Origin of the sequence: Alteromonas sp. I10 (assembly GCF_003201515.1) — a bacterium.
GTDB lineage: Bacteria > Pseudomonadota > Gammaproteobacteria > Enterobacterales > Alteromonadaceae > Alteromonas > Alteromonas macleodii.
This window is the reverse complement of record NZ_QJJN01000009.1, coordinates 159,106-176,514: the sequence shown is the minus strand read 5'-3', so window position 1 is coordinate 176,514 and position 17,409 is coordinate 159,106. Positions and strand designations below refer to the sequence as shown.

The 17,409-nt window shown below is 44.9% G+C and carries 18 protein-coding genes; 9 read left to right on the top strand and 9 right to left on the bottom strand.

The window, feature by feature from the left end; all coding sequences use genetic code 11:
* Positions 1–297: 297 nt before the first annotated feature.
* Positions 298–900 carry a YhgN family NAAT transporter gene (locus tag BZA03_RS16660; protein WP_014977587.1) on the top strand — a complete coding sequence of 201 codons (603 nt, stop codon included), beginning with the start codon at positions 298–300 and terminating at the stop codon, positions 898–900.
* On the top strand, positions 901–1,479 hold the full coding sequence (locus tag BZA03_RS16655; protein WP_014977586.1) for a YjaG family protein: 579 nt from the start codon (positions 901–903) through the stop codon (positions 1,477–1,479). It begins immediately after the preceding gene.
* Positions 1,480–1,612: 133 nt separating this feature from the next.
* Here BZA03_RS16655 and rsmD read toward each other — a convergent pair whose 3' ends face one another.
* Positions 1,613–2,296: a 16S rRNA (guanine(966)-N(2))-methyltransferase RsmD gene (gene rsmD, locus BZA03_RS16650; protein ID WP_110289393.1), complete on the bottom strand. Its 684-nt coding sequence runs from the start codon at positions 2,294–2,296 to the stop codon at positions 1,613–1,615.
* 66 nt (positions 2,297–2,362) lie between these two features.
* On the opposite strand from rsmD, the gene ftsY reads away from it, so the two are divergent.
* The 3 genes from ftsY to ftsX are packed head-to-tail and all read left to right on the top strand — an operon-like array spanning position 2,363 to position 5,573.
* On the top strand, positions 2,363–3,856 hold the full coding sequence (ftsY, locus tag BZA03_RS16645; RefSeq protein WP_110289374.1) for a signal recognition particle-docking protein FtsY: 1,494 nt from the start codon (positions 2,363–2,365) through the stop codon (positions 3,854–3,856).
* Positions 3,857–3,882: 26 nt separating this feature from the next.
* Positions 3,883–4,596, top strand: a complete 714-nt coding sequence (gene ftsE, locus BZA03_RS16640; protein ID WP_049589056.1) for a cell division ATP-binding protein FtsE — start codon at positions 3,883–3,885, stop codon at positions 4,594–4,596.
* Positions 4,593–5,573 carry a permease-like cell division protein FtsX gene (gene ftsX, locus BZA03_RS16635; protein ID WP_061096014.1) on the top strand — a complete coding sequence of 327 codons (981 nt, stop codon included), beginning with the start codon at positions 4,593–4,595 and terminating at the stop codon, positions 5,571–5,573. Before ftsE ends, ftsX begins: the two co-directional genes overlap by 4 nt.
* Positions 5,574–5,670: 97 nt before the next feature.
* Here the strand turns inward: ftsX and BZA03_RS16630 are convergent, their stop codons facing one another.
* Together BZA03_RS16630 and BZA03_RS16625 are read right to left on the bottom strand one after the other, a co-directional pair.
* Positions 5,671–6,906 carry an EAL and HDOD domain-containing protein gene (locus BZA03_RS16630; protein WP_039226795.1) on the bottom strand — a complete coding sequence of 412 codons (1,236 nt, stop codon included), beginning with the start codon at positions 6,904–6,906 and terminating at the stop codon, positions 5,671–5,673.
* Between the two features lie 196 nt (positions 6,907–7,102).
* Complete coding sequence (locus tag BZA03_RS16625) at positions 7,103–8,329, bottom strand: EAL and HDOD domain-containing protein (protein WP_014950988.1); 1,227 nt, start codon at positions 8,327–8,329, stop codon at positions 7,103–7,105.
* 604 nt (positions 8,330–8,933) lie between these two features.
* Between BZA03_RS16625 and rpoH the strand changes: the two genes are divergently transcribed.
* Positions 8,934–9,788 carry an RNA polymerase sigma factor RpoH gene (gene rpoH, locus BZA03_RS16620; RefSeq protein ID WP_014950987.1) on the top strand — a complete coding sequence of 285 codons (855 nt, stop codon included), beginning with the start codon at positions 8,934–8,936 and terminating at the stop codon, positions 9,786–9,788.
* 129 nt (positions 9,789–9,917) lie between these two features.
* Here the strand turns inward: rpoH and BZA03_RS16615 are convergent, their stop codons facing one another.
* The 3 genes from BZA03_RS16615 to pip form a co-directional block, all read right to left on the bottom strand.
* Positions 9,918–10,832, bottom strand: coding sequence for a bifunctional GNAT family N-acetyltransferase/hotdog fold thioesterase (locus BZA03_RS16615; protein WP_014950986.1), 915 nt, complete (start codon positions 10,830–10,832; stop codon positions 9,918–9,920).
* A 115-nt stretch (positions 10,833–10,947) separates the two neighbouring features.
* On the bottom strand, positions 10,948–11,385 hold the full coding sequence (gene dtd, locus BZA03_RS16610; RefSeq protein ID WP_039226792.1) for a D-aminoacyl-tRNA deacylase: 438 nt from the start codon (positions 11,383–11,385) through the stop codon (positions 10,948–10,950).
* Positions 11,382–12,359 carry a prolyl aminopeptidase gene (gene pip, locus BZA03_RS16605; RefSeq protein WP_014950984.1) on the bottom strand — a complete coding sequence of 326 codons (978 nt, stop codon included), beginning with the start codon at positions 12,357–12,359 and terminating at the stop codon, positions 11,382–11,384. Before pip ends, dtd begins: the two co-directional genes overlap by 4 nt.
* A gap of 188 nt (positions 12,360–12,547) precedes the next feature.
* Between pip and BZA03_RS16600 the strand changes: the two genes are divergently transcribed.
* Together BZA03_RS16600 and BZA03_RS16595 are read left to right on the top strand one after the other, a co-directional pair.
* A complete protein-coding gene (locus tag BZA03_RS16600) occupies positions 12,548–12,790 on the top strand; it encodes a hypothetical protein (RefSeq protein WP_014950983.1) in 243 nt (80 codons plus the stop codon).
* Entirely contained in the window at positions 12,787–13,425 is a 639-nt protein-coding gene (locus tag BZA03_RS16595) for a DUF2959 domain-containing protein (RefSeq protein ID WP_014950982.1), read from the top strand. Before BZA03_RS16600 ends, BZA03_RS16595 begins: the two co-directional genes overlap by 4 nt.
* 68 nt (positions 13,426–13,493) lie before the next feature.
* On the opposite strand, the gene BZA03_RS16590 is transcribed toward BZA03_RS16595, so the two are convergent.
* Together BZA03_RS16590 and metF are read right to left on the bottom strand one after the other, a co-directional pair.
* Positions 13,494–14,378, bottom strand: a complete 885-nt coding sequence (locus tag BZA03_RS16590; protein WP_014950981.1) for a virulence factor BrkB family protein — start codon at positions 14,376–14,378, stop codon at positions 13,494–13,496.
* A 225-nt stretch (positions 14,379–14,603) separates the two neighbouring features.
* On the bottom strand, positions 14,604–15,491 hold the full coding sequence (gene metF / locus BZA03_RS16585) for a methylenetetrahydrofolate reductase (RefSeq protein WP_014950980.1): 888 nt from the start codon (positions 15,489–15,491) through the stop codon (positions 14,604–14,606).
* A gap of 161 nt (positions 15,492–15,652) precedes the next feature.
* Between metF and metJ the strand changes: the two genes are divergently transcribed.
* Positions 15,653–15,985: a met regulon transcriptional regulator MetJ gene (metJ, locus tag BZA03_RS16580; protein ID WP_014950979.1), complete on the top strand. Its 333-nt coding sequence runs from the start codon at positions 15,653–15,655 to the stop codon at positions 15,983–15,985.
* A 163-nt stretch (positions 15,986–16,148) separates the two neighbouring features.
* Here metJ and BZA03_RS16575 read toward each other — a convergent pair whose 3' ends face one another.
* Positions 16,149–17,384: a malic enzyme-like NAD(P)-binding protein gene (locus BZA03_RS16575; RefSeq protein WP_014950978.1), complete on the bottom strand. Its 1,236-nt coding sequence runs from the start codon at positions 17,382–17,384 to the stop codon at positions 16,149–16,151.
* Positions 17,385–17,409: the final 25 nt, after the last annotated feature.

Sequence of the window (17,409 nt, the reverse complement as noted above, 5' to 3'; positions counted from 1 at the left end):
GGTGTAGAAAAACCCAATTGGGCTGTTTGAATTCTGACCGTGAATAAGGCGAAAACACCGCTTAGAAATGACAAACACTTCTCCCTACGCTTTAGTAAAGCGCACTTTCGTTATTTTTCGAGTATTTTTTGCAGGCTCTAGATAAATGAAAAACAATCATGCCTTAAAAGGTGTTTTTAACTAAGTCAGCTTGGTTTACCATTGCGCGCCTAAAACGACCATCAGTAAGAACTTTGAGTTATACTCAATGGTTTACGCGCAAACGGGCTTAGCCTCACAACCGGAGACAGTAAAAAAATGGATACTTGGTCTGCTGCCATCATGCTCTTTTTGATCATGGATCCCTTAGGTAACCTCCCTGTGTTCATGTCGGTACTCAAATCGATAGAACCAAAGCGTCGTCAAGTCATCCTAATTCGAGAATTATTATTCGCTCTTGGCATCCTGTTTCTCTTTTTGTTCAGTGGCCAATCGGTTCTCAACTTTCTGAACGTGGAACAAGAGACTGTAAGTATCGCTGGGGGAATTATTCTGTTCCTTATTGCGCTTAAAATGATTTTTCCATCATCGGGCAACCCCAGTGGATTAGCTGTAGGTGAAGAGCCTTTTCTAGTACCTCTAGCTATTCCTATGATAGCGGGCCCTTCAACGCTGGCTGCGCTTATTCTTCTTGCCAACCAAGCGCCAGACAGAATGGCTGACTGGTCGATTGCGCTTGCGGCTTCATGGTCGATAAGCGCAGTGATCTTACTATTTTCAAATGTGTTCCATAAAATTCTGGGGGAGCGCGGTCTAGTTGCGATGGAGCGATTAATGGGTATGATCCTAGTTATGATTGCTATCCAAATGTTGCTGGATGGCGTTACCCAATATTTCATGCATGCCACTGGAGCCCTTTAAATGGCAAAGCAAAAACTTAATACCTTTGGGCGCGTTCGCGCCTTGGAAGGCTGGAAAGCCGTTGCATTCGGTGCTGCATTACTTGAGCGTATGCTACCCAACTACACGCTTTTCTGTGAGTTAACGGAAAGTGGTGATGCAAGCGCATTGCGCAACTGTTTGAATTTGGTGTGGGAAACGTTGAAATCACCCAAGAGCAAATTCAACATTGCGGTACAGCTTGAGAAAGTTGAAGTGGCTACACCTGATACCAGTGAGCATGACAACTATGGCGTTTATCCAGCAATTGATGCAGCTATTGGTCTAGCTGGTTTGCTAAATTTGATGGCAGGCGACGATCCGCAAGGCGCAGTGGTCATCAGCAAGTTATCGCAAGGCAGCGTAGAAGCCTATTTGCTAGAAAGCGAAGAAGCCGATGACGAGACTGTAAAAGGGCATCCGCTGATGGAGTTTGAAGTTGAGGTACAAAACGAATTGCTTGATTATGTAGAGCAAGCCAAATACCCAGCGAAAGCGGCAGACGAAATGAAAGCACTTGCCTTGGAAGCTGGAATCTCCAATATTGGTCTTGAGCTTTAATGACAATGCAACTTGATCTTGCTTAGGTAAAACGAGCAAAAGATCCTTAGCTCTTATGCTCAATAAAAGCCGTGTACTTAGTTAAAGGTCACGGCTTATCGCTCCTCAATTGAGGCACTTCAATCGTTATCAATCAACATACCTCAATTAGCATATAGCGCAGCGCGCTAGTTTGTTTGTCTTTAATAATTTGCCAATGGGCGGGGAGAGCGGGCGTTGTTAGCGCACTTTCGTGCTCTAAATACACCACGCTACCACTATGAACAAGTTTGTTATCTTCTAGCGCAGCCAGCGTAGGTGCTACCAATGATTTCGCAAAAGGCGGATCGACAAAAACAATATCGTAAGGCGCTTGGCTGATGCCTTTTAAAATACCTAGTGCGTCCCCTTGATGAACGGTTGCTGACGCCAGTTCATTTGCTTTTAATAAGGTAAGATTACTTTTAAGCTGGCTTGCTGCCTGTTTATCCAACTCTATAAAATCACAATGTGCTGCACAGCGAGACAGAGCTTCTAAACCTAGCCCACCAGAACCCGCAAATACATCCAAGCAGCGTGCATCGTTTATGTAAGGCATTAACCAGTTAAACAAAGTTTCTTTGTTCCTGTCTGTAGTTGGCCTTAACCCTTCTGCATTGAGTACGGGTAACTTTCTACCACGCCATTGGCCACCGATAATGCGTATTTGCCCAGGACTATTTGTGCTTTGGGTTTTCCCTGATTTTTTCCCTTTTTGGGATGAATAAGGTTTTTTTGCAGAAGATGGTGCCCGAGTAGGGCGAGAAACTCGCTTCATAGTGGCTGACAATGGTATCATGCGTTCATACATTAGGCGGCAAGTGTAGCCGAAATTGCTAAGAATTTATAAGGATTTGTCCTAACGATGTCGAAACTTTTTGGCTGGTTCAGTAAGAACAAAAAAGCAGATAAACAAAAAGCCCAAGCGGAAGAAGAAGCTCGCTTACAGGCAGAAGCTGAAGCAAAGGCGAAGGCGCAAGCGGAAGAAGAGGCTCGCGCAAAGGCAGAAGCTGAAGCACAGGCGAAGGCTAAAGCGGAAGAAGAAGCTCGTGCAAAGGCAGAAGCTGAAGCACAGGCGAAAGCCCAAGCGGAAGAAGAAGCCCGCGCAAAGGCAGAGGCTGAAGCACAGGCGAAGGCTAAAGCGGAAGAAGAGGCCCGCGCAAAGGCTGAAGCGCAGGCGGAAGAAGAAGCGCGCGCAAAGGCAGAGGCTGAAGCACAGGCGAAAGCCCAAGCGGAAGAAGAAGCCCGCGCAAAGGCAGAGGCAGAAGCACAGGCGAAGGCGCAAGCGGAAGAAGAGGCTCGCGCTAAGGCAGAAGCTGAAGCGCAGGCGAAGGCTAAAGCGGAAGAAGAGGCTCGCGCTAAAGCAGAAGCACAGGCTAAAGCCAAAGCCGAAGAAAAGCCTAAAGAGAAAAAGTCGTTATTTGCACGTTTAAAAGAAAGCCTATCTCGTACAAAAGAAAACCTAGGCAGTGGTATTGTTAGCCTGTTTAAAGGCAAAACCATCGATGACGAGCTGTACGAAGATCTTGAAACACAACTGTTAGTTGCTGACGTGGGCATGGATACTACGCAAAAAATCATCGATCACCTAACCGATAGTGCTTCTCGAAAAGATTTAAAAGATGCCGAAGCCTTGCTGGAGATCATGAAGCAGCAAATGTCTGGCATGTTGTCTCAAGTGAATCAGCCTCTGTCAGAAGTGATGCAGGCCCATGATTCCAGTGAAGGTCCGTTCGTTATCTTAATGGTTGGCGTAAATGGCGTAGGTAAAACCACGACTATTGGTAAGCTGGCTAAGCAGTTTCAGCAAGAAGGTAAGAAAGTGATGCTTGCTGCGGGTGATACCTTTAGAGCGGCGGCAGTTGAACAGCTTCAAGTATGGGGCGAGCGCAACGATATTCCGGTTATCGCACAGCACACTGGCGCTGACAGTGCATCGGTACTTTACGATGCACTAGAAGCAGCAAAATCGCGCGGCACAGATATCCTTATTGCCGACACGGCAGGGCGCCTGCAGAATAAGAACAACTTGATGGAAGAGCTTAAGAAAGTGGTTCGCGTAATGAAGAAAATTAATCCGAATGCGCCTCACGAAGTTATGCTTACATTGGATGCAGGTACAGGGCAAAACGCCATTAGCCAAGCCAAGTTGTTTAATGAAGCCGTGGGCTTAACAGGCATCACGCTTACCAAGTTAGACGGTACAGCGAAAGGCGGCGTTATATTCTCTATTGCCGATAAGTTTAAAATTCCTATAAGGTATATAGGTGTTGGCGAAAGTATTGATGATTTACGCCAGTTTGATGGACAAGAATTTATTGATGCGTTGTTTAGCGAAATGGACACACCTGAAAGCTAAAACCAGCAAAGCGGTAGGGAAAAATAATGATAAAGTTTGAGCAGGTAAGCAAAACCTATCCGGGCGGACAACGTGCGCTAAGCAAGGTGAATTTTCATATTGCGCCGGGTGAAATGGCCTTTTTGACAGGGCATTCTGGCGCAGGAAAAAGCACGCTACTTAAACTTATCAGCCTAATGGAGCGCCCAACAGTAGGGCGCGTTCTTATTAATGGCCACGACCTTAACGCTATTACCCGTCGAGATATTGCCTATATACGCCGCGATATCGGCATGATCTTCCAAAGTCACCAGCTGCTGATGGACAAGTCGGTTTTTGACAACGTGGCGTTACCGCTAGTCATTGAGGGTTACACCCACAAAGAAATTCGCAAGCGCGTAGAAGCTGCGCTTGAAATGGTAGGGCTAAGAGATAAAGCGCGTTGCCTGCCTATTACGTTGTCTGGTGGTGAGCAGCAGCGAGTGGGGATCGCGCGAGCAGTAGTAAATAAACCCCCGTTACTGCTGGCAGACGAACCGACCGGTAACCTCGACCCCAAGCTTTCCATGGAAATCATTCGCCTTTTTGAAGACTTCAATCAAGCGGGCGTGTCAGTACTTATTGCAACCCATGATTTAGGGCTGATTGCTCGTATGCGTTATCGCACGTTGACCCTCAAAAATGGTCAAATGATCACCGATGGCCTTACTGACGACCTTGATGGCACAAGTTCAGCCAGCAGTGAAGGAGACTGGTCATGAGCATTTTGTTTAAAGGGCGTGCAAAAGGGGCGTCTTCTGCCAAAGTAGGCTTTGTCCAATCTATTGTGATGTTCTTTGTCAGCCATGTGCGCCAAGCGCTGGCGAGTCTTGGAGAGCTGTGGCGTCAGCCGCTGGCATCTTTAATGACTATTGGGGTGCTAGGCCTGAGTATTACGCTACCTAGTACGCTTTATATCATGGTGAAAAATACTGAGAAAATTACAGCAGGCTGGGATCAGGCGTCAGAAATATCTCTGTTTTTAAAGCCAGATATCAACGCGGCAAGTTCGCAACAGCTGGTGGCACGATTAAACAGCTGGTCTGAAATAGACAGCGTTGTTTATATTCCAGCGGATGATGCGCTTAAAGAATTTCAGCACTTGTCAGGGTTGGGCGATGCCATCGCCTATCTAGAGAAAAACCCACTGCCTGATGTAGTGCTAGTAACGCCAAACGAAAAACACGCGTCGCCGACGGCAGCGAAAGCACTGCTAGATAAACTGCGACAGCAGCGTGAAGTTGATATAGGTAAACTGGATATCGAATGGTTAGAGCGTTTATATGCCGTTATCGATATTGCCAGAGACTTGGTTACACTAATAGGATTACTACTTTTCATCGCCGTTGTACTAATTATTGGTAACACCATTCGTCTGAATATTTTGAACAAGTATGACGAAATCGTAGTGATGAAGCTGGTTGGCGCAACCGATGCGTTTATCCATCGCCCGTTTTTATATACAGGCTTCTGGTATGGCCTATTGGGCGGACTAATGGCGTGGTTTGCCGTTATTATCATACTATGGTGGATGGATAGCAGCATCACTACGTTTGCCGCTATGTATCAGAAGGATTTCAACATTACCGGATTAACCGGTTCTGCATTGCTGACTATGCTGGGACTATCGGTGCTGCTCGGTTTACTGGGCTCACTTATCTCTGTGCAGCGTCATGTAAGGGAAATAGAGCCCAAGTAGTCGTAGACGTGAGTATACTTACACGCCTACAGTGCGAAATATATAAGTCACTGTATGACGTTATTGGCGGTAAGTAGGCGTGTTCTTAGTTTTGTACTTAAGCTATCGCACGGGGGTAGTGTGAGGAGATAGCGCTGCGTACTCCATTGCCCCAAATGATGGCTTGGTTATACAGCATATGCAGCTGCTTCTGGTCAATATTGAGCACTTTAGCTTGTTTTATGACATTCATCCAAAGGGCGCTTTCAAAGGCGCGAACCAAAGTCATATAGCTGTTCATTTCTAAGTTCTTGCCAAGTAGTGCATCGTTAACCTCATCGGAGAGCGGCAGCTGCTTTACAATGTCTGTCATAGACTGATCAAGTAACCCTTCAAGAAGCGAAAATAAACCAACCAAAAAGGAGATGGGCGGATTATTTCTAAGACCTCTACGCTCAGCAAGTAAGTCGAAAAACTTAGCGCGAACTAAAGACATATGAATGATTTCAAGGGGCTTTTCATCGCCTAAGTTCGTTAAACTTAATAAAGCGATGAATTTCTTAATCTCTACTTCACCCATGTAATTAAGCGCGTGCTTTAGTGATGTAATTTTGTAACGCTTATTAATAGTGGGGTTATTGATAAACTTCAGCAATAAGAAGCTTAAGGTGGCGTCTCGCTCTATAATTTGGCTGATACGGTCTATGTCAAAGTCGCTGCTAGAGCTTTCGCCCATCAAATCAACAATGTTCATTTTAGACGCAGGAAGCTGTCGTAGAATACGTGCTTCCGGTTGCGAGAAAAAATAACCCTGGAAGAAGTCGAAACCCAAATCTACGCACGTTGAAAAATTATCTTGCGTATCAACCTGTTCCGCCACTAATTGCACGTTCGCATCGTGATAGCGCGGAATGTGCTTTTCAATGGTTTCAAAGCGGGTTTTTGTCACATCGACTTTCACAATATCGATAAGAGGAAATATGTCGTGTTTTGAACCCACCATCATGGGATCATCGATAGCTAGCTTAAAGCCAAGTTGCTTTATGTGCTGGCATGCTTCGAATAGTCCGCTGGTGTTGTCGGATGGATCAGCCAGTTCAACCACTACCGACTCAGGGTTAAGCGATGTAGGAAAGCGCGAAATAATTGTATCTGACGAGAACGTGATAAAAGACGTTTTTTCGCCGCTGATATCATCAAGCCCAAGTGGATGGAAGTGCTCAGAAATATACTTAGCTTTCTCTTCGTTATGTTCCGGATAAGCACCAGACTTGCCATCTCTGAACAGAAGCTCATAGGCGAAAACACTTTTGCTTTTATCTAAAATAGGCTGGCGAGCTATAAACGCGAACATAATCTATTCCTGATACAACACGGTTAAGGTTATTTTTATTGTTATATTTAGAGGCTTAGCTAGCGCTACGTCACACGCTAAGGTTAGGTGTTCTTTAATGTGTAATCCAAAAGAACTGACCCTAGTCTATGATATGTAAGCGCAATCTAACAACTATTCAACGATTAATTTCACATCAACTGGCGTAATCGTAGGCTTAGTTGTCGTTCAAAGCGGCCTTATGAATGTGTTTAGCCCACTTTATCGCTTCGTTGTAATAACTATGCAGAAGACTCTGTTTAACACCATACTTTGTTGCGAATTGCTGAATGCCCGTCCATTTAGCTCTTTCAAAGAATTGTGACAGCGTCAGGCAGTTGCGAAGCACACCAGGGCTTCCGCACAGGGCATCTTTAACGTCGTCACTGATTGGAACCTTGCTGACCAAATCGTCAATTCGCTGTTCCATCATGGCATCAAGCAAAGAAAGCAGGCCAGTAAGAAAACCTTTTAACGGGTCATCGGCACCTTTAAGCTGGGTGTAGACCAGTTCACAGAACTTTGCGCGAACAAGCGCCATTTGCATTAGCTCAGTAGGCTGACCATCGCTTAGGTTTGCAAGAGCCAGCAGTGATATGAACTTCTTCACTTCTACTTCGCCCATAAAGGTTAACGCGTGTTTAAGTGACGTTATTTTATGTCGCTTGTTGACCAGAGGATTGTTGATAAACCGCAGCAGCAAGTAGGTAAGCGAGGGATCTCGTTCAATGATTTTGTTTACTTCATCGAAATTAAGCTTTGCCTGGCTACTTAGCGTAAGTAACTCCATCATAGTTAGGCTGCTGGGCCCTAACTTTCTGTGCCTTACGATTTCGGGTTTAGCTAGAAAGTATCCTTGGAAATAGTCGAAACCCATATCTTTGAATTTATTGAATTCTTCATAGGTCTCAATTTTTTCTGCAACCAACTGTATTTTGTTCGACTTGAAGCGTTCGACAAGAGCGGGAATTTTTTCGTGGGGGATCTCTGTAATGTCAATTTTGACTATGCTGGTAAATGGAATGAATGCTTCCCACTTGCCTTTCATGTCATAGTCGTCAAGAGCAATAGGATAGCCAAGACCTCGAATATGTTTGCAAGCGGCTACCAGCGCATCATCAACGTCAACGGTTTCTACAATCTCAATGACCACTTTGCTTGCATCCAGAGAGGTCGGAAAACGAAACATTAGTGTGTCGCGGTGAAAGTTAATGAAGGCTTTCTTATCTCCGGTTATCTCCTCAATACCTAAGCTTAAATGGGTAGAGGTAAGAATTTTCGAGGTAGCCTCGTCAGGAGGTATATCGGGAAAGCAGTTATCTTCTCCAACACGAAAAAGTAGTTCGTAGGCGTAAACTTCTCTGTTTACATTAAATATGGGCTGTCTAGCGACGTAAGCAAACATCAAGATCCTCTTTGCTTCACTTGCCTTACTCCTTTCCTTAAGTATTTCCCTTCCAGTCTTTTATAATTGTTGTCTGGAAAATGCTGTACAGCGGTTGTAGTGCAAAATCGATTAATTCAATCTATTATTTTCAGTTTCCAGCCAGAAAAGCAAGGTATAAGATGACATATACAAGGTTTATATACTGTATTGACGCGTAGGCACCTTGCTGACTTATCTTAGAGATAGTGGAAATCTTATGTTTCGGGTAACTAGCGTGTAATAAATAAGCGTTGGATTTCATACCAGTGAGATTAGCCTTCACTTTGGTATGTGTAATTAAAGTATAATGATGTAGTGGTTAAATGACCGACCCAAAGGCACGACGCCAGAAAGTGCAGCGTGTCATTCGATGTGAAGTCGATAGTCTAGGCTTAGTGTTTGCGGTGAATGCATTCGTAAATGGACCGCAAGCTTTAAAGTTGAACTTTTTTTCTTAATTTAGGTCTTGATATTGTAGAAATAGTCACTATACCTACATATCGGTTAGACTTCATATCTTAATTAGGTCTCGCGCAGCTTCGGTTACTTTGCTAATATGAAGCGGCAATAAATGAGGTGAACAATGAGCAACAATTTGCAATCTATGGCCCTGTCAGTGCCACACAGCGGTAGCATTGAAGGCTACATCCAAGCTGTAAGCAGCATTGATATGCTTAGCGCTGAGGAAGAGCGCGAGTTGGCAGTGCGCCTTCGCGAAGACGAAGACTTACAAGCCGCTCGTAAGCTAGTAATGTCACATCTTCGTTTTGTAGTGCACATTGCAAAATCTTACTCAGGTTATGGCTTACCACAAGCCGACTTAATTCAAGAAGGTAACATCGGTCTGATGAAAGCCGTTAAGCGTTTCGACCCAACAGTGGGCGTACGTTTGGTTTCTTTCGCGGTACATTGGATCAAAGCAGAAATTCATGAGTTTGTACTTAAAAACTGGCGAATAGTGAAAGTTGCGACAACCAAAGCGCAGCGCAAACTGTTCTTTAACCTTCGTAAGGCGAAGAAGCGTCTTGGTTGGTTTACTCATGACGAAGTGCAAACAGTAGCGAACGAATTGGGTGTGAGTACAAAAGAAGTGCTTCAAATGGAAGCGCGTATGAGCTCTCAAGACCAAGCGTTCGATTTAACTGCGGACGAAGATGAAACAGGTAACTTTGCGCCAGTTCAGTATTTAGAAGACAAATCTTCAGATGTTGAAACTGACGTAATTAACAACGACTGGGATACAGCGGCGAGCAAGCGCTTGTACTCAGCGATTAAAACGCTAGACGAGCGTAGCCAAGATATCATCGAAACTCGTTGGTTAGCAGACAACAAGATTACTCTGCAAGACTTAGCTGATAAATATCAGGTTTCTGCAGAGCGTGTTCGTCAAATTGAAAAGAACGCGATGAAAAAGCTTCAAGCAGCTATGGTCGCGTAGTACACGCAGTGCATAGCTTACAAATAGCTTAACGACAAAAAAAGCGCCTTAACGGCGCTTTTGTTATGAGTGGATTTTTGTTCTTAGTGACGGCTCGTACGAATTAGTGATGATCGCTAATCCGTAACGCTACTCTTCTTCATTTTTAGAGGGAGGAAGTACGTAGAATACCCCTTCAAATTCCGCCACAGGGGTGTCGCCATCTAAAATTGCCACACTCAGCTCAAACCTTGCCTTGTTGTCGTTCTCTAGCGGCTTGAATTTTCCAGACAGGGTTTCAATATTACAGATTGCCCTTGGTTTCATCGTGATGGGTTTGTGGTAATGAATATCACCATCGCCCAATACAATGTCACCGTCTAATCCACGCTCTTTAAGCTGCAAGTAAATCATGCCCCAGCCAGTTAGTGTAGCTAGAGAAAAAATACTGCCAGCAAACATAGTGCCGTGAATATTGATGTTTTTGTTTAATGATGCACGGGTTTCAAGCGTGCGGCCTGTGTACTGGTAAAGCTTAATTCCCATGTGCTCGGTAATGGGAATGGTCTCAGACCATGTCTCTTGCAGCGATTTACACCACTTAGGGTGAAGTACTAATGTGTTGTTTTCAGTGAACTTCTTGACCATTTGTTGACGTTTCAGCATGCCTAGTTCGTTAGGCGCTTCACGCTCAACTTCAAAGCCACATGCGCTAAAAAAGTCGATAGATATTTCGCGGCTGTTCGTTACAGCGCGCTCGGCGCCCAAGTCTTTCGCAACGTTTTCTAGTGCGGCCATGATCATTTGGCCTAAGCCCTTGCGTTGATGGCCTGGGTGAACCGCAATATGACGAATTTGTGCCTCTTCGGCTGTGTTCAAATGCACACGGCCGCAAGCTACAATTTCGCCATTTCGGTTAGTAATAATACGGTGCTCTGCGACTTGTTCATATTCGTCTTTTTCAGAGCCTGGAGGGAAATTCCATGGCTGGCGTAAGTGTTCCCACCGAAAATGAAAATAGGCTTCAAACTCGGCATCGCTTTTTGGTGTGACTACCTTGTACACAATAAACCGGCCTTCTTAAATGAATGAACGAGTATTTAAACGTAAGAATACATGCGGTACAAGCTTAATTATGTAAGCAAGTTTGGGATGCTGACGAAGCGTACGATTTTACCCGCTAAACGCTAAATTGAAAGGTGACGGGGCCGTCATTAATTAGGCCTACTTGCATATCAGCGCCGAACTCGCCGGTGGCCACCACCATACCTTTATTTTTTAGAGACTGAACGAACTTTTCATAAATGGCTTGGCCGTGTTCTGGCGATGCACCGCGTGAAAAACCAGGACGATTACCTTTCTGCGTATCGGCTACGAGTGTGAACTGAGAGACCACCAGTATTTCGCCTCCCACTTGCTCAACATTTAGATTCATTTTTCCGTCTTCGTCACTGAACATGCGATATCGACAGAGCTTATTTGCTAGTTTCTCAATCTCCGCGTCACCGTCTTCTTTCTCTACACCCAAGAGCACCAGCATGCCTTTACCAATTTCGCCGATAACATTACCGGCAACGGTGACATTGGCTTCCGATACGCGTTGAATTAGTCCTATCACTTTGACGACTCCTGAATAAAGCGAGACATGTCGCGGGTAGCACGGCAGAGCGCGTAACCTATACTAGGCTCGGAAGTACTGTGCCCCGCGTCGGGGATAATTTGTAGCTGACTTTGAGGCCACGCTTTGTGAAGTGCCTCCGCCGCTTCTGTTTTGCAGATCATGTCGTAACGACCATGTACAATTGTTCCAGGAATATGACTTATTTTGCTAATGTTTTCAAGAATATAGTTTTCATCTAGGAAACATTGATTAGATAGGAAATGGCATTCCAATGTGGCTAAACAGGTGACCAGCTGCATAGGGTAATTAGTCGTCGAATCACCCACACCAGGTGGTAGAGTTATACGAGAAAGTCTCTCTTCCCATTGGTACCATCTTTTAAGCGCTGAATGTCTTAGTACATCATTGCTAGAACGCACCATTGCGCTATAGAAATCACACACTGAATTAGAGGTCACAGGCTTAGGCACATCTTTTGTAAATTTCCGGTAATATTCGGGAAATAACTGAGCTGCACAGCCATTTGGCGATAAAAACCAATCCCTGTCTTCCTGTCGAGCTAAAAATACGCCACGTAGAATGAGTCCTGTCACTCTCGGCGTGTACTTTAACGCGTAGAGCAGGGCGAGTGTTGAACCCCACGAACCGCCAAACAAGAGAAATTTTGGAATTGAAAGGTGTGTACGTAGTGCTTCGATATCTTCAACATTCGACCAGGTGTCGTTATTTAGCGTGTCAGCTATAGGCGTAGAGCGGCCGCAACCACGTTGCTCATAGCCGACAATGCGATACTTATTGCTGTCAAAAAAGCATTTGTAATTAGGGGGTAAGCCTGCACCTGGGCCTCCGTGAATAAAGAGCACGGGGATGCCGTTTGGATTACCACTTTGCTCGAAGTAAAGCGAATGCCCACTTCCCACTTCGATAAATCCATTTTCATAGTAGGTAACATCGGGGTAAAGTCGTTTCATTTTGTTTCTGCGCGTTGTGTGAGTGCCTGTTTTAGTTTAGTTTATTGTTATACAAACGGTTGCGTGCTGACTGCTTCAACGCTGTTTATGCTTGTAAAATAAGCGATAAATCTTAAGTGTATACTATAGAACAAGTGTCATTACGTGCTAGCTAATCATATTATAGTCATAAATGCGAGGATGTTTATATGGCAGGTCAAGGATCGGGCGGTAATGTAATCGCCGCAATTTGTAACTTCTTTATTCCTGGTTTAGGTCATTTGGTTCAAGGCAGAATACTGGGCGCGCTGTTCTATTTCATTACCGTAGGCGTGTGCTATGCCCTGGCTGCAACCGTCGTTCTTGCTATCGTATTCTGGCCATTAGGTGCCATTTTGCATCTAATCAGTATTATAAGCGCAGCGCGCTTTAGAGGTGGAGTAACCGCATGAAGCTACTTGCATCAGCATTTGTTGCTATGCTTGCCCTTAGTGGGTGTCAGTCTGCATATTACGCAGCATGGGAAAAGGTGGGCGTTGAAAAGCGTGATATCTTAGTAGACCGCGTTGAAAACGCGAAAGAATCACAAGAAGACGCTCAAGAGCAGTTTAATTCGGCGCTGGAGGCATTCAGCGCGGCCGTTGCATTTGATGGCGGTGAACTTGAAGATGTTTACAATCGATTAAACGGTCAGTACGAAGATAGTGTTGCCGCCTCGGAAGAAGTGAGTTCAAGAATAGACAAGGTGGAAAGTGTAGCTGAGGCTTTATTCGATGAATGGTCTGAAGAGCTAGAGAAGTATGAGAACGCATCGCTGAAGCGAGATAGTGCGGCGAAGCTTCGCGAAACTAAACGTCGTTACGCTTCACTAATGACCGCTATGCGCAAAGCGGAAAGTAAAATGCCGCCGGTATTAAGCGCGCTTCAAGATAATGTGCTGTACTTGAAGCACAATTTAAATGCCAGCGCGATAGGCGCGCTGCAGGGCGAGCTCTCTACTATCGAGAACAACGTCGCTCAGCTTATCAGACAAATGAATTCTGCTATTGCAGAGTCTGATGCGTTTATTTCTTCAATGAAAAACTAGCTTTTAAGCAGTAATAGATAGAGAGGGAGCGAGAAGCTCCCTTTTTTATTTTAAACCTGAAGGGCTGGTTATTCTTGAGGTACCTTACGGGGTTCGTTCTCTGCTTTTCGGTTTTCAAACGCTTCACCTAGGCTGCAGGTAAATTCAGCACCAAACAGTACAATTATCCACGACAAATACACCCATAAAAACAGAATAGGTACCACTGCAAGCGCGCCGTAAATAAGTTCGTACGAAGGAAAGTTCGTAACATATAGCGCAAAGCCTGACTTGGTAATTTCAAAAGCGATAGTAGCCACGATAGCGCCCACCAGTGCGTGACGAGCAAAGACCCTTCTATTAGGAACCACCATGTATAAAATGGTGAAAGCAAGCATGGCTGCGCCGCTTGGTACAAGGCTGAGTAAGAAAGTACCAAGACCTGGTGTGTATTCTTCGGTGAATGCCGCTAATCCAGTTAAATAAGAACTGACCACCACACTGGAGCCGATTAACATAGGACCAAGAGTGATCACCATCCAGTAAATAGCAAAGGTATACACAATCGGTCTGTCACTTTGCGTACGCCAAATTCTATTTAAGGTTTTATCTACGTTTGATATAAGCATTAACGCAACGACCAGCAGCGACAAAATACCAATAGCACTCATTTGTGAGGCATTGCCTACGAAATCGGTCATGTATTTATGCACCACATCACTGGCGGTAGGAACAAAGTTGCTAAAAACAAAATGTTCGAGCTTGCTTCTCACAGATGCAAAGGCAGGAAAAGCCGACATAATGGTAAAGGTCACCATAATAAATGGTACTAAAGATAACAACGTTACATAGGCTAAATGCCCAGCAGAGATAGTAATATTGTCTTCTCTACAGCGCTTTATGAAGATGCTAAAGAGATCTCTAACCTGAGGAGTAACATTGTCATATAAGGCTTTAACCTTGTCTAAATCCACTCAATTTCTCCTGACGATACCGTGTAAATGGTAAACAGCGCGGTCTTATCTATGCGGACTGTTATAAAGCATCGATAGTTCATTACATGTTATATCAGATGGTAACTGCGGGCGGCCTTGGTGGCAAAGTTTAATGCAGGCTTTATACAACAAAGGCGCATTGACTGCGCCTTTTGTGGAGTGCTTCGTTAAAAAACTTAAGCACGGTCTTGATTGTCATATGTATTAAGCGCCTGAACGCACGCCGAGCATGTGGCAGATGGCGTAGCTTAATTCACTACGGTTCAACGTATAGAAATGGAAGTGTTTTACCCCTTCTTTAGCGAGTACTTTAACTTGGTCCATAGCAATGTTAGCGCCTATAAGATTACGGGTAGCTTGGTCGTCGGCATCAAGGCCGTCGAACATTTTGTGTAACCATCCCGGCACATGAACATTTGTGAACCCCGCAAATTTCACCAGTGTTTGGTAGTTGGTTACCGGCAAAATACCCGGAACGATATCTAAGTCGACACCCGCTGCGGCTGCACGGTCTCTAAATCGAAGGTACACACTCGTATCGAAAAAGAACTGGGTTATCGCTTCTGTGGCACCTGCTTCTGCTTTGCGCTTAAGGTTTAGTAAATCAAACTGCGCATTTGGTGCTTCAGGGTGCTTCTCTGGATAGGCAGCAACAGAAATATCAAAATCGGCAACGTCTTTTAGCAAGGCAACAAGATCAGAGGCATACATCTCTGTCTTTTCTACTCCTGGCGGTAAATCGCCACGAAGCGCAACAATACGGCGAATACCTGAGTCCCAGTAGTCTTTTGCAATTTGCTTAAGCTCATCACGGCTAGCATCAACACAGGTCAAGTGAGGAACCGCCGCGACACCGGTTTGCTGCTGAATGCGTTTTACAACGTCGTGGGTTCTGTCACGCTCACCGCTATTCGCGCCGTAGGTTACCGACATGTAGCTTGGCTTTAGTGGCGCTAGACGTTCAACTGACTTCCACAGGGTCTGTTCCATGGCTTCCGTTTTAGGCGGAAAGAATTCAAAAGATACATCAATATCACGCAGTTCCGACAGGGACTGGTTTAATGCATCGATACCTTGTGCGTAAGAAACCATGGCTTTTTCTCTCAAAAATGTATTCTTATAGACGTTTAGACGTCTAAATTAAAGAATATATGTCTAGACGTCAAGAGGTTTACACTGCTCAATTGACCTTTTCGTGAACTTGTTTAGAATTTCTCTTCATAACATAAAAAAGAGTAGACCGAGTTAGTACAATGGCAGAATGGAACGGTAAATATATTCACCCCTACGCAGAGCATGGCAAGAAGAGCGAACAGGTAAAGAAAGTCACTGTCTCTATACCTATTAATGTGCTTAAGGCGCTTACTGATGAGCGTACTCGCCGCCAAATCAATAATCTGCGTCACGCCACTAATTCAGAACTGTTGTGCGAAGCATTTTTGCATGCGTTTACCGGTCAACCATTGCCTAACGATGATGACCTGCGCAAAGACAATCCCAATCGCGTACCGGCTGAAGCAAGACGCATTATGGAAGAAATGGGCATTGATCCGAGCTTCGAAAACGATGTGTCGGAAGACGACTGATATTTGGTATTAAAGAGAAACGGCGCTTTGTTGTAAGTTATTGCTAGTTGATAACCTACAACACGGCGCCGTTTTTTATGTACTTGTATTCTCTAAGCGCACTTTTTAGCAAATAAAGGTTGGGCACTAGCCCCTCCATTTTTTTGCTTTATGCGCCAGAATTTTATTCTTCTGGGCTTTCAGGCACGCGTGCAACGCCAGATTCAATCGCAGCCTTAGATACGGCGGTAGCAATACGCTCGCATAAACGCGGGTCCATAGGTTTAGGAATAATGTACTCCTTACCAAATGTCAGACTAGTACTCTTACTGGCAGCTAGTACTTCTTCTGGTACAGGCTCCTTCGTGATAGCACGAAGGGCTTCTACTGCCGCTACTTTCATTTCGTCGTTGATGGCCGTTGCACGAACGTCTAGTGCTCCACGGAAAATAAACGGGAAACACAATACGTTGTTAACCTGGTTAGGGTAGTCGGAACGTCCGGTCGCCATGATAAGATCTTTACGTACTTCGTGAGCAAGTTCAGGCTTTATCTCAGGGTCTGGGTTAGAACATGCAAATACAATTGGGTTTTCAGCCATCAAGGCCAGTGTTTCTGGTGGTAAAACATCCGGTCCTGACACACCAACAAAAATATCCGCGCCTTCCATTACATCTTCAAGCGTACGTTTGTCAGTATTGTTAGCAAATAGCTTTTTGTGCTCAGTTAAGTCTTCGCGACGAGTATGGATAACGCCTTTTCTGTCTAGCATATAAATACGCTCACGCTGGGCACCACACTTTATAAGCAGTTCCATACAAGCGACCGCTGCTGCACCGGCACCCATACACACAATTTTAGCGCTCTCTATGCTTTTACCCTGAATTTCCAGAGCATTAAGCATACCCGCTGCAGTTACGATAGCGGTACCGTGCTGATCATCATGAAATACCGGAATTTTACAGCGCTTAATTAGCTCTTGTTCAATCTCAAAGCATTCAGGTGCTTTAATGTCTTCTAAGTTAATGCCGCCAAATGTGTCAGCGATATTCGCTACTGTATTAATGAACTCTTCGGTTGTACGGTGCTTCACTTCAATGTCAATGGCATCCAGGCCCGCAAAGCGTTTAAACAGAAGGGCTTTACCTTCCATAACAGGTTTCGATGCCAGTGGGCCTAGGTTACCCAACCCTAAAATTGCGGTTCCGTTACTGATAACGGCAACCAGGTTTCCTTTACCCGTGTACTTATAGGCGTTATCTGCATCTTCAGCAATTTCTCTGACCGGCTCGGCAACGCCTGGGCTGTAGGCAAGAGCAAGGTCATCGACGCTGTCTGCTGGCTTAGATAACTCTACGCGGATTTTTCCAGGTGTGGGTTTGGCGTGATAGTCGAGTGCGCGTTGTCTAAAATCTGACATGTAAAAAGGTATCCTTAGATGTAGG